The following is a 14,725-nucleotide window of genomic DNA, read 5'->3' on the forward strand; positions in this document are numbered from 1 at the left end:
GTGAATAAGTAAGCGCAACGCCTGTATCGCATCGGTAGCAGGTCTGAGCGTCTAGAGGCATCTTGACAATGCCCATTTGGATTCGGCTGTTGCTGAATCTGATGCGAGAATCTGCGTCTCTTCAGAGCGCAGAGTGTCAAATAAAGTATTACTGTTTTGTCGGATTAGTGACAAATAGTAACGAGCGAACATTAAATCAGTGAACAGTGAACAGTACTAGCCGCAGTTATCAGGCATATTTTTGGGCATTTATACTCAGTGATGAAATTGATAACTAATAACTGTTTTAAGTAATTTTCATACAACAGAAAGCGATAGGATACTAGCGAGGAATTATGCCAAACTTAGTTTGCGGGGTTCGTAGTGAGCGATTTATCGCTCATATGAGGACTAAAGTCCTGACTACAAACTAGGCAAAAGTCATTTGGTGAACTACTAGCGATCGCTTAAATCAGCCAATAGTACCAGCCGCAATTATCAGGCTTTTGCTATTGATCGACTTCCTATATAATCACAAGCCAGTTTATCCTAATGTCACCTTCTGTTATAACCGTAGAAACTAAAGAAAACGTTTCGCAAAACTTAGTCATTCAGCCGCCTGCTTCTGGATTATCTTTACAAGGCCGGATTCAGATTCCAGGAGATAAATCTATTTCTCATCGTGCTTTGATGTTGGGTGCGATCGCTCAAGGTCAAACCCAAATCCAAGGGTTACTTTTGGGTGAAGATCCTTGTAGCACCGCTAGCTGTTTCCAAGCGATGGGGGCTGAAATTTCCGAGTTGAATAGTGAATTAGTAACAGTTACAGGTATTGGTTTGGGAAATTTGCAAGAACCAGCAGATGTGTTGAATGCTGGTAATTCGGGTACGACAATGCGATTAATGTTGGGATTATTAGCATCCCATCCAGGACGCTTTTTTACTGTTACAGGTGATAGTTCTTTGCGATCGCGTCCTATGTCTCGTGTAGTGAAACCACTCCAACAAATGGGGGCGCAAATTTGGGGACGTCAAGGAAATTCTTTAGCACCCTTGGCAATTTCTGGACAGGCTCTCAAACCTATTCACTATTATTCTCCCATTGCTTCTGCTCAAGTCAAATCCTGTATTTTGCTAGCAGGTCTGTTGACAGAAGGACAAACCACCGTCACAGAACCAGCCCTTTCCCGTGATCATAGTGAACGAATGCTGAGGGCGTTTGGAGCAAAATTAGATATTGACCCAGAAACTAATAGTGTCACGATTACCGGCCCTGCTCAACTCGTCGGACAAACAGTAATTGTCCCTGGTGATATCAGTTCCGCCGCCTTTTGGTTAATAGCTGGGGCGATCGTACCAAATTCAGATTTAGTGATTGAGAATGTCGGCGTTAATCCCACCCGTACAGGCATTTTAGAAGCTTTAGCCATGATGGGAGCAGACATTCAATTATTAAATGAACGGGAAGTTGCTGGTGAACCAGTCGCGGATTTGCGGGTGCGTTCCAGTCGCCTACAAAGTTGTACGATCGCAGGGGAAATTATACCTAGACTGATTGATGAAATTCCAATTTTGGCAGTAGCCGCAGTATTTGCCGAAGGTACAACTGTAATTAAAGATGCTGCCGAATTACGGGTGAAAGAAAGCGATCGCATTGCTGTGATGGCGCAGCAACTAAATCAAATGGGAGCAAAAGTTACCGAACTACCTGATGGCATGGAAATCACAGGCGGTACTCCCCTAGTGGCTACAGACTTAGATAGCTATACAGATCATCGGATAGCCATGAGTTTAGCGATCGCTGCTTTAGTTGCCACTGGTACAACTACCATCCACCGTGCAGAAGCAGCAAGTATATCTTATCCAAATTTTATTCCCACACTACAAAGTGTTATTAGTCAATAGTCATTGGGGATTGGGGATCGGGGATTGGGGACCCCACCTTCCCTGATCCCTGATCCCCGATCCCAAATAGATAGACAGCCTGCAAGAAAAATTCTACAATTTTACTGATTGTAGTAAATTGACTCATTGTATAATTACCATAAAAATGGTAGAGATTGTCCTGTAATTAACTTCGCTTGCGAAATCACTTACATAATAGAAGAGAGTATTTTAGTAGAGGACAACAAGCAAAATGGATGTAAAGGTAATATTAATCGCACTGACAGCACTTTTTACTGTATCATGCTTGTTCTTTGGCACTAAAAACGGTTTCTACGATTCTGACAACTACCATGGCAATGGCTCTGCACATTGATAGAAACACAGTCAAATGAATCGGCCCCTAATCTGTCTGATCAGAACTCTTGATGACTCAAATTTTGTGAAATCAGTAAACAGTTATCAGGCTATGGTGCGGAACTTAATAAGTACCACCAAAGCTCTCCACTCCACACTTTAGTGGTAGATTTAACCCAGATCATAAAACTGATAACTGATAACTGTTAAATAGGTTCTGTGAAGACTTCCTCCCCAATAGCAAATCCGCTTTCCAAGGGCGTAGGGGCGCAAGTTAGGAAATTAGCCCCTAGATAAAGTGATAAATATCGTTGTAACAGTTCTTGGTTTGTCGGAAATATTCATCAAAATGAGTTCAACGGGGAGGAAAGCATGAGCGATCGCCTGTCAGCATCCTCTCGTATTGATCCAGGGGAAACAGCCGGTGAACTGGAATGTACACCCTATGGTGTTAACCATACCGAAGAAGGTGTGTGTCTGTTGGTGCGGATGGGACCACACCGCTTTTTACTGGACTGCGGTTTAGCAGATATTTCACCAATACTTAAAGGGGTGACAAAGCCAGCACGTCGGGGTAGTTCGCCTCTACCAGCTGACTTTGTTTTTGTCAGTCATGCTCACCCAGATCATGCTAGAGGCTTGCTGACGCTACATCAGGCTTTTCCTCTGTTACCAATCTACGCTAGCGAAGTCACTAGTAAGTTACTACCGTTAAATTGGGTTGATCAAGAAGGTCAACAACTGTCACAATTTTGTCAGGCTTTACCTTTGCGATCGCCACTGGAACTTAAAGATGGTCTGGTGGTGGAACTATTCGCTGCTGGTCATTTACCAGGGGCTGTAGCAATTTTATTTACCTATATTACCCCACAGCGTACTTATAAATTACTGTATACTGGTGACTTTTTCTTATCTAACTCACGCTTAGTTGAGGGTTTGCGCTTAGAAGAATTGCGGGGTTTAGAGTTAGATGTGCTAATCATTGAAGGGACTTATGGTACTTCTCGCCACCCTCACCGTCGCAACCAAGAAAATCAACTTGCAGAAAGAATTAATCGCGCGATCGCTGACCGTTATTCTGTACTCATGCCCACACCTGCTTTAGGATTGGGTCAAGAACTATTAATGCTTTTACGTAGCCATCATCATTTTACAGGTCGTGACCTTGATATTTGGGTTAACGGTGCTGTTGCTACTGGCTGCGATGCTTATTTAGAATTATTGCCTCACTTTCCGCCCTCAGTACAGAATTTTGCCCGTCATCAACCGTTATTTTGGGATGAACGGATACGTCCGCGTGTTCGGCGTTTGCAGCCACAACAACGTGCAACTGTCGGTAAGTATCCCTGTATTATCATCACTGACTCTACAACTGATCTGAGTCATTATATGCAACCCGATACAGGGCCCTGGCTCATCCTCTTACCAGAAAAAACTGACATAAATACTAATCATGAGCATTTTCCAGGGATAGTCACTATTGAAAACTATCTACTTGCCCAGCATAGTGATGGCCCTGGTACAACTCAATTAATTCATAATTTGCGACCACAGCATGTGATCTTTTTTCATGCAACTCCTACCTACTTGGCAGATTTGACTAGCTTGGAGGAGCTGCAAAATCGCTATCATGTACATTCTCCGGCAATAGGCACAGTCGTAGAATTACTGATAGGTGAAACATTTTTGCAACCAGCAGCGCCGGAAACAAATTATGAAGGCGAACTGACGGAGTTAGAGACGGTTGTCACAATTGCTCTTCCTGATGCGATTACAGCCGATCCTCGTTGGCAACAATTTGCTGATACAGGTTTAATCGAAGCCCGTTGGCAAGGAGAAGAACTGGTATTGCGCGGATTATCGCAACGAGAACTTCTCAATCAAAGTAGCGATCGCTATGTGTGGTCTGATGTAGACTGCTGCGGAACTTGCCGACATCAAAGGGGACAACGGTGCTGGAATCCCGCGTCCCCTTTGTATAATTTCAAAGTCACCCTTGATGGTTACTGTCCGGCTTTTGAGCGTCCAAATGATAGTCAATAGTCCTTAGTTATTAGTCATTTGTCCTTTGTCAAAAGCAAATGACCAATGACCAATGACCAATAACTACTTAGTCTGGATTAGAATCTGTGTACCGATTGCGAATACGTTCTACCTCTGGACAGTCTTCAGTTAAGAGAGGTTCAACATTGCCACGTGGCACGGAAGCTAATTTTTGGTTGATGGCACCAATACTTTCGAGGCGAATCATCTCCTCCCAAGAGCAAACTTCATCTTCCTCTTCTGTCTCATAGCGTAGGGTCACTAAATCTCCCTCTATATCGATGATGCGGGCGCGTTCAATCCAGCGTTGCTGGTCCCGCAAGAACACACAGACCTCCCGTCCATCGCAACACAGTTGATAAATCTTGCGGTGTAGCATCTACTGCTTCTGCCTTTTTTCTAGTTAAATCTGTTAACATGTGGGTTTTATTCCCCAATTGATAGCAATCTTTCTGGGTTGATAAAATTAACCCTCAAAAATCCTCTATCTGATCCAAACTCAAGATTTGTTTATGGTTATCAACCAATGGGAATTTTGGATCGCTAATTAAAGTTGGCTTGTATTTAATTAACCAACTTACCCTCACCTATTAAGGCCATTCAGGGAATGTTAACTTCATAGAAGTCACATAATTCAGGAGTTAACCTGAACAGGTTGATAGTATTTGCTGGTAATTCCTTAGTACCATTATGTAATAAAAGATACTCAAAAACAAGCTTAGGTTGCGGTTGTTGAAGTTGCCTACTTGTATTCATTGGTATTGCTGGGAAGTCTAGGGACTCGGCTTTACTTTTACCCCTACGTAATTGATCTTAGCTTATTCTCTAGTAACCTTCATGCTTTTAAACAACATAATGCTGAAAAAGTTATGCGTCTTCTTAGTCAATCGTTACTCAATGCTGAGTTTTTTAATTTCTTTTATTGTATTTAGGACATTCCATGACCAAATTTGAAGAAGCCTCTCGCTTAATTCGACCTGCATGAACAGCATCTAGTAATGTTGAGAGGTCAGCTAAATCTTCTGGGTTATAGCTTTTCGTCGCCAGCATTTGATGAAGAAGACCCTCGGATTCAACACTCAGATATCCTGTTTGAAAGGCAGATTCAATAAGGGCGCGGATCATTGTGATTAGGTCATAATATGGCGATTATTTCTTCTACTGTGGAATATATTCATCTTTGTTGAGTTGATAGAGATCAGCAAGTAAGAGTGATTGGAGTTTAGATTTAAAGTGATTAAAATCACAGTATTATTCAAGCATTTAATTTTTTAATTTTTTATACTTTGAAGATGTAAGTATATTCTCAATACAATATTAATTTTATGTCTTAGTTGCAATTATTCCTACGCCTATAAAGCAAGAAATCCCAAAATTAAATACTTTGATTAATAATACAATAAAATATGTGATACCACGTAATTAAATGAGTTTTTCTGAAAATCTTTACCGAAAAATTGGGTTTAAAGCCCCGTCCTTCGCTTGACGGCTAAGGAGTGTCAAATATAGTTAATGACCAAAAAACATTGCTAGCACATAAATAAACGGAAATCCTCATCTTGTTGACTTAGCTGCACCCAATCCAGATTTAAGGCACGGAACTTATGCACCAGGCGATCGCAAGCAGGACGTTCAGTTGCATAATGACCAGCATCAACTAAAACTAGACCGCGATCGCGACTTTCTTGAAACTGATGAAACTTACAATCAGAAGTTAGATACACTTGAGCGCCAGTTTTGACTACCGCCGAAATAAAACTCGCTCCCGAACCTCCCAAAACCGCTACTCTGTCAATTTTTTGCTGTAAATCTGCTGTGGGAGAGAAAATCAAAGAGGGAGGATGTAGTCGATCCTGAATTGTCGTCAGTAAATCCTGCAACACTAAAGCAGGTTCGAGAACACCTACACGTCCGTATCCCAAACCCGCTTGCGTGGGTACTATAGGAGAAACTTGCAGAAGTTCCAAAATTTGAGCCAAAACATCAGCAGTACCATCTTGAACTTGATCAAAATTAGTGTGAGCGGTGTAAATTCCAATATTGTGACTAAAAGCTAACCGCGCCATTTCCGCAATCGGGTTTCCACTACATAGAGACTTAGGCGGACTAAAAATGAGGGGATGGTGGGCAAAAATTAGATTTACAGGGATACCAGCTTTTTGATAGGCGATCGCTTCCTCCATTACCGCCAAAGTCGGCGTCAGACAAACCAGAACCCTTGCTTGTTCCTTTAAAATACCCGGTTCAATCTGCCAACCACAATTATCCCAGCTTTCTTGCCAAACTGGATTTGCCCATTCTTCAAACCAAGCGATTAAATCAGCAATTTTCATTTTCTTGTTTATTAGTCATTGGTTATTGGTCATTAGTCATTAGTCATTGGTCATTAGTCATTAGTCATTTGTCATTGGGAAGAAACTTGTTAAATAATTCTCCCGTGTCCTCCTTGTCCTCCTTGTCCTCCTTGTTCCCTCAATCCCCAACTACCCAGAGATATGAACGACCAATTCTCTATGATGATTATGCTGGCGATGTTCCCAAACGTAAATTCCTTGCCAAGTTCCCAAAACTAAGTGACCTCTGTTAATGGGGATGGTTTCTGATGTGTGAGTGAGGGCGGTACGTATATGTGCTGGCATATCATCCGGTCCTTCAGTATCGTGAATATAATGGGCTGATTCTGGAACAATTTTGGCCATAAAATTTGCCAAGTCTCTGAGTACATCTGGATCAGCGTTTTCTTGAATCAGCAAACTAGCAGAAGTGTGACGCAAAAATAAAGTGCAAAGTCCCGTTTCAACTCCTGACTCTGCGACTATTGCTTCAATTTTGGCAGTAATGTTATGCAAAGATTTACCAGTAGTGGAAATTCTGAGCAGCTTTTGGTAGTGAGTCATTCGATTTTAGATTTTAGATTTTAGATTTTGAATTTTAGCTTACTCCATAGATAAATCAGGGGGGCTTGTAGCAGCAAAGAAGTATTGGTCTACTGAAATTTATGAATGGTGAATTATGAATGATTAATAATGAAATCAAAAACACATAATTCAAACAAGCAAACACTTGTATAAAATGTAAATAAATACGGTAATTACTTGTTGTGTGTGGTGTACACTGCTACTCACTAGTGGAATTTACGGTTGTTCAGTTCTTACTTGATAGTTAGACTGAGTATTAACAATAGTGAGTGCTTTTATTCACTTTCGGTATCTACAGATTCATCAGGGACATCTACAAGATTAAACTCCTCCGCTCTTCCAGGGCAGAGGATTGTGAACTACATTCCGGAAATATTTTGGCAATTCCTCAAACATTTCGCTTCCTCGCCTTACGGCATTGCTCGGAAATGGTTTCGTCATTGCCTCGCTATCCATCCCCAGGCTATAGAGCCGTGGGGAATTACGCGAAATTAGTTAAATATTGTTAATACTATAGTGAATTGAACTTTGGGCATTGGGCATTGAAATTAATTATTGACCATTGACCAACAATCAACAACCAATAAAACCTAAAACCTCACGGGCGATAGTTTCATTCCCATCCTTAGCAATAGGTTCTGAGGAAAGTGGTTGTTGGAGTGGTTGCAGCAAGAAATCCCAATTACCATCAAACAATTCTCCTGGGGTGAGGATTTGATGTTGATTGTACTTAGAAATTCCTTCTAATAGAAAAGCTGCTTCTGCAAAATCATCACGGGTAACAGATACAATCGGTATATCCAAGCGAGTAGCTTCAGCAAAAGTACTGAAACCAGGCTTAGAAACAACTCGCCCACAAATAGGCATAAAATCTACAGGGCGATATTTATGATCACGAATTTTGATGATATTAGGTAAGTCTGGGGCTGATCGATCAAAAGTAATAAATTGCCAGTCAGGAAATTTTTGTAAACTCCCGTAAGGAATTTGTTGCAAGCCTAAACCACCAAAAGTGAGCAATATAGTCTTTTGTGTCGGTGCAGTAATTCCCCAAGTTGCTCGAATTTGTTCAGCAGAGTCACAGGGAAAACCACCTGTTAAGCCAACATCAGTGATCGTAGTATTACTGAATGCTGCCATTGGTTCATAAAAAGGGAGACGAAACAAGCGATCGCATTGGCTGTAACAATCACTAATCCAGTCAGCAACCTCTCTAAAATTATCACCCCAACTCCGGTAAATAAAATCAAAACCAAAATTACTCATCATCCAGCAGGGAATACCAGCAGCCTTAGCAAATTTTGTTGCCAAAAAGGGAATATCTGCCAGAATCAACTGCACACGATTTTGACGAATAAAGTTGACTTCTGAAGCAACAATAGAATTTTGATTCTTTTTAATTTCTAGCAACTTTTCTAATGTCGTTGCTTTATCCATTGTCAAGCTATCTTTCTGCACCACACCCACATCAAATCCACGGGGGCGATGAATAAAATCACCTTTAATATAAGACTCTAGCAACCAGCGTGGAGCAGTGGACACAATAATTAGCAAGATTTCTGGACATAACTTTTGAATCGTCCCTGCAACTGCTGCGGTGCGAGTAGCATGACCAAAACCGTGATTGGTAATAGCTATGTATAAGATTGGACGTTTCATAGGGGATTGGGAATCAGGGATCGGGGAAGGTGGGGCCCCCTCTGGGGATAAGGGGTAACGGGGATCGGGGAGAAGCAAGATAAGAGGGACAAATAACAAATGACGAATGACGAATGACAAATGACTATTGATCAACAACTAACCATTCCTGAATTCCCTCAATTAGTCGGTCAATTTCCAACTCAAGTGTAAAGTAGTGGACGCAAGCACGTACACAACTCGGATCAGCAATTGTGCGAGTGAATATTTTTTTGGATTGTAAAAACTCTACTAGTTGTCGATGGGCTTGGGGAGTATTTTGGCTAAGTTGAAATGAGACTAAACCACTTTGAGGAGGTGAAGTTCGCAAGGGAATCACGTCAGGTAAGGCTGCTAGGCGTCGCCATAAATATTCGCTGTGATGACAAATTTGCTGATAGCGTTCCTCTGCTGTTCCCCATTGTTGATGAATGGCGATCGCCTCTCTTAAGCCTGCGTAAAGGGGATAATTAGAAGTAGCTACTTCATAACGTTTTCCGTCTGGATGCCAATCTACAAACTTACCTTGAGTGTTGGTGATAATGCTACGCCAGCCTATAAATGTGGGTTTTAAGCTATCTCTGATTTCTGGTCGCACGTATAAACCACCCACACCACCAGGTCCACACAACCACTTGTGACCAGTAAAAGCATAAAAATCTACCTCTAGTTCAGTCAAGTTCAATGGCATTGAACCAACAGACTGAGCAGCGTCTACTAAAAGTCTCGCCTGGTTCTTAATGCACAATTTTGCTATTTCGTCAAGAGGCAAAAGTTGGCCTGTATTCCACAATATATGACTCAAAACGACCAAACGGGTATTTGGGCGTAAGTATTGGTCAATGACTGCGACTGGATCACCCTGGTTTAAAGTTGCCATCAACGGACAGGTAGTGATTTCAACCGCAAATCTGCGCCCGATTTCTTCGGCTATAGCCACAATACCGGGGTGTTCGCAGTCAGTTAATAACAGGTGATCTCCTGAGTTCCAGTCGATACCCCACATAGCAATATTGCAACCAACAGTCACATCCTCCGTAATTGTGATCGTTTCGGGAAGTACATTTAACTCAGAGGCGATCGCGACTTTAATTGCTTTGGTTTCCTCATCAATCCACCTACCTACCTCAGTACCAAAAGGCCCGATTTCCTGTATATAAGCTTGAGCTTTAGTAATCGCATCCATAACTACTTGCGGCATTGGGCCTTGACCACCGTAGTTAAAATAAGTTTTATTCTCCAAAGCTGGAAACTGCTGTCGATAAAGATGCAATTTGTTCATAGTCATTGGTCATTGGTCATTGGTCATTGGTCATTGGTCATTGGTCATTGGTCATTGGTCATTGGTGTTTAGTCTCTCCCTTGTCCTCCTTGTCCTCCTTGTCCCCGCTCCCTGCTCCCTTATCCCCGTTACCCCTTATCCCCAGAGGGGGCCCCACCTTCCCCAATCCCCGCTCCCCCCTCTCCCGCAAACGTAACACCCAGAAATTGTGTAGAATTTCTGGGTGTCATACATTTAGTCTGTTCAGTTATTATTATGTTCTCACAAGCTGATTTTATCCAATACGCCCAATGGTCAGGTATTGCCACCTTGGTATTTGCTGCGTTGACAGCCTTGAGTTTTATTTTCAAATGGGGTCTGCGCTTTAGGCTAGTGGGTTCGACAGGTTTTATGTTGGTGTTGACGGCTGGTTTATTTACCCTCTCCTTAGCCCCTTTGACACATACAGTTATTCCGGGAGGAGTACGATATCATTTGGTTTACGACAATGGTTCAACACAAACTGTAATTGCTATTTCTCCTCAAATCACTCCCACTCAATTAGAAGCAACTTTGCGCCAAGCAGCTAATGATTTATATTCCTATGGTCGCTTGGGTAAACCTGGTGACAACCAGTTGACTATTCGCGCCCGTACGATTGTCCATCCCAAACCAGGAGTTTCCACACCACTTTATTTGGGTCAAGTCAAGCGATCGCTTGCTAGTCGTGAAGATTCGCAAATGGCAATTGACATTTACCAAGATAAATTTGCCCAACTACCAAAATCCAACAACACCTCATCATAAAGAAGACACGGGGGACATGGGGGACATGGGGGACATGGGGGACACGGGGGACACGGGGGACACGGGGGACACGGGGGACACGGGGGACATGGGAGAAAAACTAATGACACTTGACTATTGACTATTGACTATTGACTATTGACTATTGACTATTGACTATTGACTATTGACTATTGACTATTGACTATTGACTATTGACTATTGACTATTGACTATTGACTATATCTATATCTATATCTATATCTATATCTATTGCGGAATTTGGCTTAAAGTACGCCAAGTAACTTCATCAATAATGCCGGTATCAGGGAGGTTATTACGCATTTGCCAGCTTTGCAGGGCTGACTCTGTAACTGGTCCAAACTCGCCGTCAACGTATCCTACGTAATCTTGTGTAGATTTGAGAACACGTTGTACCTTCATCACTAATTCTCCCCGACTGCCTTGTTTCAATTCCGGCAAATTTACGGGTCTACCTTTGTACAATGCTTGCCAAGTCTCTTCTGTAACAATGCCATCTTCTTGCAGAAAAACTTGGCGCTGAAATGTTTTGACACTTTCTTGTGTCATTTTTGCAAAAATACCATCAATTTTATCAGTATAAAGTCCCAAGTTAACTAATAGATTTTGTAGCTCTACAACCGCTTCACCATAAGAACCTAATTTCAACTCTGATTTGTTTAACTCAGACTGTGTTGTTCCTGGTATCCTGTCGCCGCTATCACTTATCAATTCCATATTCCTACTCCTTGGGAGTGGTCTTTATTACAGTGTAATTTTTTAAGCACTTAATAACATCACTCAAGTGGGGTACTTCAAATACGTCATCCAATTTTAGATTTTGGATTAGTGAGGACTTGTAGCATCAAGGAATTCTCGGCTGATTACTGAGTATTATATATAACTCATATTTCTTGTCTGGCTCCTAGCCCCTGCTTTATGAAAAAAGTGTATTTTTTTTGTGTTTTCTAATACATAATTAATTAATTTTTAGTTAAAATATTAATCTATCTATGAAACTGCTACAAAAACATGTGAATTAAGGACAGGTTGTAAAATCTGCCCTCACAGTCATGAAAAACCTCGAATTATGAATAGTCGGTTATATTGAGAAGTTTTCCAAAATATCTGGAAATGTTACTGTTAATTCATAAGTTATTATGCCTATTCATTTTTCAGAAAAATTGTCTACTCAAACTCTTAATTCATTAATGCCGTTGACGGTAGCGCCGGCAAAAGTGATCCGTGGCTCTCAAATCTTGACACAAGTATCTGATGAAATTACTCGTCTGGGTACTCGTCCATTGATTGTGGCAGGAAATCACACCCAAAAAGCTGTTCAATCTCATCTGCAACCACTGTTAGAACAGCAGCAGTTACAATTTGCTTTTGCTTACTACACTCCAGATTGTAGCGAAGCAAGTCTTAAAGCTTTAAGAAAAGCTGCAAAAGAACATCAAGCTGATGTCGTTATTGGCATAGGTGGCGGAAAAGCGCTGGATACAGCAAAATTGCTCGCCCATCAATTGCAATTGCCAGTGGTAACAATTCCGACTTCAGCAGCTACCTGCGCTGCTTGGACTGCCCTCTCTAACGTGTATTCTGATCAGGGGGCTTTTTTATATGACGTCGCCTTGGATCATTGTCCTGATTTATTGATTCTTGATTATGATTTGATTCAAACTGCACCACCACGCACTCTAGTAGCGGGAATTGGAGATGCGATCGCCAAGTGGTATGAGGCTTCAGTCAGTAGTGGACACTCAGACCAAACTTTAATTATTGCTGCGGTGCAACAAGCGCGAGTCTTGCGGGATATTCTCTTCCAAAAGTCCGCTACTGCCCTGCAACAACCAGGAACCGAAGTTTGGCAGCAAGTTGTAGATGCCACTGTTTTATTAGCTGGGGTAATTGGTGGTGTTGGCGGCGCTCAATGTCGTACTGTCGCAGCCCATGCCGTACATAACGGTTTAACGCACATTTGCAAAAGTGGCAGTATTCATGGTGAAAAAGTCGCCTATGGAATCTTGGTGCAACTGCGTTTAGAAGAAATGATCCAAGGCAATCAACTAGCAGCCGCAGCACGGCAACAATTATTGAAGTTTTATGGCGAAATTGGACTACCGCAAACCTTCAGTGATTTAGGATTGGACTGTGTGACTTTGGGCGAATTGCAAAAAGCTGCGGAAATTGCCCTCGCTCCCAATTCTGACATTCATCGGTTGCCGTTTAAAGTCACATTAGAACAATTAATGGCGGCGATGGTTTCTACTGCTTCACCAGTAGAGAACAAAGACTCTATTCATCGTGTCTCAACAAAAGAAATTCATCAACAAGTTGAACACTGAATTGGGGATCGGGGATCGGGGAAGGTGGGGCCCCCTCTGGGGATAAGGGGTAACGGGGACAAGGGAGACAACTTCTCAGTTAACAGTTAACAGTTACCAGTTTAATTTGATAACTGATAACTGATAACTGATAACTGATAACTGATTCATGCCCAATGCCCATTGACTATTGACTATTGACTAACCAATAAATTAACTGCATCGGGAACTACTATATCAATGAACTTGCATTGGATTACTCCAGCCGAACGTATACAAAAATTACCAGCATATCCATTTGCCCGTTTGGATGAACTCAAAAATAAGGCACGGGAACAAGGACTGGATTTAATCGATTTGGGTATGGGCAACCCAGATGGTGCAACACCGCAGCCAGTTATAGAAGCTGCTGTGAAAGCTTTGCACAATCCTAGTAATCACGGCTATCCTCCCTTTGAAGGAACTGCAAATTTCCGCCGTGCCATAACTAGTTGGTATGAACGTCGTTATGGAGTTGTTTTAGATCCAGACAGTGAAGCTTTACCACTACTGGGTTCCAAGGAAGGATTAGCACACTTGGCACTGGCATACATCAATCCTGGTGATGTGGTTTTAGTACCTTCACCCTCCTATCCGGTTCATTTTCGTGGCCCGGTAATTGCTGGAGGAAATGTTCATAGTTTGGTTCTCAAACCAGAAAATGAGTGGTTAATTGATTTGACAGCAATTCCCGATGCTGTTGCCGAAAAGGCAAAGATACTATATTTTAACTATCCCAGCAACCCCACCGCCGCCACCGCACCCCGCGAATTTTTTGAAGAAATCGTTGCCTTTGCTAGAAAATACGAAATTCTATTGGTACATGATTTGTGTTATGCCGAGTTAGCTTTTGATGGCTATCAACCAACTAGCTTGTTAGAAATTCCCGGTGCAAAAGATATTGGTGTGGAGTTTCACACGATGTCTAAGACTTATAATATGGCAGGTTGGCGAGTTGGATTTGTGGTTGGCAATCGTCACGTCATTCAAGGTTTGCGGACACTAAAAACTAACCTAGATTACGGAATTTTTGCAGCCTTGCAAGCAGCAGCTGAAACTGCTTTACAACTACCAGATTCTTATCTGCAAGAAGTCCAAACTCGCTACCGTACCCGTCGTGATTTTCTCATTCAAGGCTTGACACAATTAGGCTGGAGTATCCCTAAAACCAAGGCAACAATGTATTTGTGGGTTCCTTGTTCTGTGGGAATGAGTTCCACAGACTTTGCTTTGTGGGTGCTGCAACAAACTGGTGTAGTTGTCACTCCTGGTAATGCCTTTGGCAGTGGCGGTGAGGGATACGTGCGAATTAGTTTAATTGCGGATTGCGATCGCTTGGGTGAAGTCTTGCAAAGATTCCAGCAAGCTAACATCCGTTATCAAGCTGAGGCTGTCGTCTCTAGTTCAAAATAGAGAAGGTGTACCCATAACTC

The 14,725-nt window shown here is 42.1% G+C and carries 14 protein-coding genes; 6 read left to right on the plus strand and 8 right to left on the minus strand.

Features of this window, described 5'->3' with window-relative positions; all coding sequences use genetic code 11:
• Positions 1-531 precede the first annotated feature (531 nt).
• Together aroA and ACE1AT_RS14395 are read left to right on the plus strand one after the other, a co-directional pair.
• Positions 532-1,884 (plus strand): 3-phosphoshikimate 1-carboxyvinyltransferase, encoded by a 1,353-nt coding sequence (aroA, locus tag ACE1AT_RS14390; RefSeq protein ID WP_374869400.1) that lies wholly within the window; start codon positions 532-534, stop codon positions 1,882-1,884.
• A 708-nt stretch (positions 1,885-2,592) separates the two neighbouring features.
• A complete protein-coding gene (locus tag ACE1AT_RS14395) occupies positions 2,593-4,263 on the plus strand; it encodes an MBL fold metallo-hydrolase (RefSeq protein ID WP_374869402.1) in 1,671 nt (556 codons plus the stop codon).
• 67 nt (positions 4,264-4,330) lie between these two features.
• Here the strand turns inward: ACE1AT_RS14395 and ACE1AT_RS14400 are convergent, their stop codons facing one another.
• The 5 genes from ACE1AT_RS14400 to ACE1AT_RS14420 form a co-directional block, all read right to left on the minus strand.
• Positions 4,331-4,591 (minus strand): DUF6679 family protein, encoded by a 261-nt coding sequence (locus ACE1AT_RS14400; protein WP_374869404.1) that lies wholly within the window; start codon positions 4,589-4,591, stop codon positions 4,331-4,333.
• Complete coding sequence (locus tag ACE1AT_RS14405) at positions 4,560-4,682, minus strand: hypothetical protein (RefSeq protein WP_374869405.1); 123 nt, start codon at positions 4,680-4,682, stop codon at positions 4,560-4,562. The genes ACE1AT_RS14400 and ACE1AT_RS14405 overlap by 32 nt, the downstream gene beginning before the upstream one ends.
• Positions 4,683-5,172: 490 nt before the next feature.
• Complete coding sequence (locus ACE1AT_RS14410) at positions 5,173-5,388, minus strand: hypothetical protein (protein ID WP_374869407.1); 216 nt, start codon at positions 5,386-5,388, stop codon at positions 5,173-5,175.
• Between the two features lie 404 nt (positions 5,389-5,792).
• Entirely contained in the window at positions 5,793-6,596 is an 804-nt protein-coding gene (locus ACE1AT_RS14415) for a Nif3-like dinuclear metal center hexameric protein (RefSeq protein WP_374869409.1), read from the minus strand.
• Positions 6,597-6,746: 150 nt separating this feature from the next.
• A complete protein-coding gene (locus tag ACE1AT_RS14420; protein WP_374869412.1) occupies positions 6,747-7,160 on the minus strand; it encodes a secondary thiamine-phosphate synthase enzyme YjbQ in 414 nt (137 codons plus the stop codon).
• Positions 7,161-7,535: 375 nt separating this feature from the next.
• Here ACE1AT_RS14420 and ACE1AT_RS14425 point away from each other — a divergent pair, with 375 nt between their 5' ends.
• A complete protein-coding gene (locus tag ACE1AT_RS14425; protein ID WP_374869414.1) occupies positions 7,536-7,676 on the plus strand; it encodes a hypothetical protein in 141 nt (46 codons plus the stop codon).
• A 78-nt stretch (positions 7,677-7,754) separates the two neighbouring features.
• Here the strand turns inward: ACE1AT_RS14425 and ACE1AT_RS14430 are convergent, their stop codons facing one another.
• Positions 7,755-8,840, minus strand: coding sequence for a glycosyl transferase (locus ACE1AT_RS14430; RefSeq protein ID WP_374869416.1), 1,086 nt, complete (start codon positions 8,838-8,840; stop codon positions 7,755-7,757).
• Positions 8,841-8,964: 124 nt separating this feature from the next.
• On the minus strand, positions 8,965-10,140 hold the full coding sequence (locus ACE1AT_RS14435) for an aminotransferase class V-fold PLP-dependent enzyme (protein ID WP_374869450.1): 1,176 nt from the start codon (positions 10,138-10,140) through the stop codon (positions 8,965-8,967).
• Between the two features lie 255 nt (positions 10,141-10,395).
• On the opposite strand from ACE1AT_RS14435, the gene ACE1AT_RS14440 reads away from it, so the two are divergent.
• Positions 10,396-10,926, plus strand: a complete 531-nt coding sequence (locus ACE1AT_RS14440) for a Ycf51 family protein (RefSeq protein WP_374869419.1) — start codon at positions 10,396-10,398, stop codon at positions 10,924-10,926.
• Between the two features lie 249 nt (positions 10,927-11,175).
• Here the strand turns inward: ACE1AT_RS14440 and ACE1AT_RS14445 are convergent, their stop codons facing one another.
• Positions 11,176-11,664, minus strand: coding sequence for a peptidoglycan-binding protein (locus ACE1AT_RS14445; RefSeq protein WP_374869421.1), 489 nt, complete (start codon positions 11,662-11,664; stop codon positions 11,176-11,178).
• Between the two features lie 422 nt (positions 11,665-12,086).
• Between ACE1AT_RS14445 and ACE1AT_RS14450 the strand changes: the two genes are divergently transcribed.
• Positions 12,087-13,274, plus strand: a complete 1,188-nt coding sequence (locus ACE1AT_RS14450) for an iron-containing alcohol dehydrogenase family protein (protein ID WP_374869423.1) — start codon at positions 12,087-12,089, stop codon at positions 13,272-13,274.
• A gap of 219 nt (positions 13,275-13,493) precedes the next feature.
• A complete protein-coding gene (locus tag ACE1AT_RS14455; RefSeq protein WP_374869425.1) occupies positions 13,494-14,705 on the plus strand; it encodes an aspartate aminotransferase in 1,212 nt (403 codons plus the stop codon).
• Positions 14,706-14,725: the final 20 nt, after the last annotated feature.

It is taken from the genome of Pelatocladus sp. BLCC-F211, assembly GCF_041928655.1.
Taxonomy (GTDB): domain Bacteria; phylum Cyanobacteriota; class Cyanobacteriia; order Cyanobacteriales; family Nostocaceae; genus Pelatocladus.